Origin of the sequence: Streptomyces sp. URMC 123 (genome assembly GCF_051386515.1) — a bacterium.
Lineage (GTDB): Bacteria > Actinomycetota > Actinomycetes > Streptomycetales > Streptomycetaceae > Streptomyces.
In genome coordinates this window covers 1-2,046 of the sequence record NZ_JBPQTV010000562.1, presented here as the reverse complement: position 1 = coordinate 2,046, position 2,046 = coordinate 1, and the positions used below count along the sequence as shown (strand labels likewise).

The 2,046-nt window shown below is 73.8% G+C and carries 2 protein-coding genes; one reads left to right on the top strand and one right to left on the bottom strand.

Annotation, left to right across the window (positions count from 1 at the left end; genetic code table 11):
- Nucleotides 1–236: 236 nt before the first annotated feature.
- Nucleotides 237–1,073 carry an NAD(P)H-binding protein gene (locus ACSNOD_RS30735; RefSeq protein ID WP_436770361.1) on the top strand — a complete coding sequence of 279 codons (837 nt, stop codon included), beginning with the start codon at nucleotides 237–239 and terminating at the stop codon, nucleotides 1,071–1,073.
- A gap of 86 nt (nucleotides 1,074–1,159) precedes the next feature.
- Here ACSNOD_RS30735 and ACSNOD_RS30730 read toward each other — a convergent pair.
- Nucleotides 1,160–2,046 (bottom strand): helix-turn-helix domain-containing protein (locus ACSNOD_RS30730; protein ID WP_436770360.1); only part of this gene is annotated, 887 nt, incomplete at its 5' end.

Below are 2,046 nucleotides of genomic sequence, written 5' to 3'. Positions count from 1 at the left end.
GTGATCGATTTCGACCGGAAAGGACGCGCACATGCCCCGTGAGGCCGCACGGCACCTCTATCTCGCCCGCCACCGCGCACCTCGCCACGCCGCGGCACGCCTCAGTTCCCCGGCCCGCCCCGACATGGGCCGCGCCCACCGGAGTTCACTTGACCTGAAGTCCGCTTGAGCTTCTACCGTCATTCCCAGTTGATCAGCAGCGGTGGCCTGATCACCGACAAGGGGAGAGGACGCTCATGATTCTCGTGACGGGAGCCACCGGAAACGTAGGACGGGCCCTGCTGGAGGAGCTGCACGCGTACGGTGCCGGGCCGCTGAGGGCACTCACCCGGAACGCGGCCCGCGCCTCCTTCCCGGACGGGGTGGAGGCCGTGGAGGGCGACTTCGCCGACACCGCCTCGCTGAAGGCAGCCCTGGAGGGCGTGCGCTCGCTGTTCCTCGTGACGCGTATGGGCGGCACGGACGCCGAGATCGTCGAGGCCGCCCGGCAGGCGGGCGTGGACCACGTGGTCCTCGTGTCGTCCATCACCGCCGCCACCCACCCGCACCTCGTCCCGGCCCAGGAGAACCTGGCCATCGAGCAGATCCTCAAGGACAGCGGCATGGAGTGGACGATCCTGCGGCCCACGCAGTTCGCGTCGAACACCCTGTGGTGGGCGGAGCCGATTCGCGAGGGCCGGCCCGTACGGGTGCCGTTCGCGGACATCGGGCTGCCCACCATTCACCCGGCGGACATCGGCTCGGTGGCGCGGGTGGCGCTCACCGAGCCGGGCCACCGGGGCATGACGTACACCCTGACCGGCCCGGAGCGGGTGACGCCCCGGCAGCAAGTGGCGGCCATCGCGGCGGCGCTGGGCCGGGACGTGCCCCTCGTCGAGATCGGCCGCGCGGAGGCCCACCGCGACCTGGCCGCCTTCCTGGACGACGAGGGCGCGGACGCGGTGCTCGACGTGACGGGCGGGGACGTCACCGACGAACTGCTCGCCGTGCACGACACGGTCCCCCTCGTCACCGGCTCCCCGGCCAGGCCATTCCACCAGTGGGCGACGGAGAACGCCGCCGCCTTCCGCTGAGCCGCCGCACCCGTCGACCAGTCGACCACGCCACAAGTTGATCCGCTGACCGGTTGGTGAGCCGATCAGTCGTGATCGACTCACGGTCACCCGGCCGCGGCAGGCCGCTCCCCGGCGACGGCGGCCGCCGCCAGCCGGGCCAGCGCGGCCGCGTCCCCACTGCCCTCCTCGGCGCTGAACACATGAACCACCAGCCCGCTTTCGCCGGGCGCGGCCGGCACGTGCAGCGTCTCGTAGTCCAGGGTGAGCACCCCGGCCTCCGGGTGCCGCAGCCGTTTACGCCCCGCCGCGCACATCACGACCTCGCCCGTGTCCCAGATCCGGCGGAAGTCCGCGCAGCGAGCGGACAGTTCGGTGATGAGCGCGGCCAGCCGCGGATCGTCGGAGTAACGCCCCGCGGCGACCCGCAGCTGGCCGACGGCCTCCGTCGCCCGGTCCTCCCACTCGGGGAAGACGGCGCGAGCGGCGGAGTCGAGGAAGAGGAAACGGGCCTGATTGCGGTCGCGAAGGTCCGGGCCGGCCGGCCCGCCGAGCAACTCGGCGCCCAGGGCGTTCCAGGCCACCACGTCGAGGCGGTGGTCGGTCACGAAGGCCGGGAGGTGGGCGAGCGAGTCCAGTACGCGCCGCAGCAGGGGGCTGACCCGGGCGCCGGGCACGGGGTCGCGCCGGCCGGCGGCCAGGGTGGCGAGGTGTCCGCGCTCCGCCGCGTCGAGCCCGAGCGCCCCGGCGAGCGCGTCCAGCACCTCGGGCGACGGCTGGGTGGCCCGGCCCTGTTCGAGGCGTACGTAGTAGTCCACGCTGATGCCGGCGAGCTGGGCGAGCTCCTCGCGGCGCAGTCCTCGCACCCGTCGGCGACGGCCGCCGGCAAGCCCGACGTGCTCGGGCGCGACACGTCCGCGGCGGGCGCGCAGAAAGCCGCCGAGCGCCTTGTGGGGGTCGCCGACCCCGTCGGGCCCGCCCGTGGCCCCCCGAC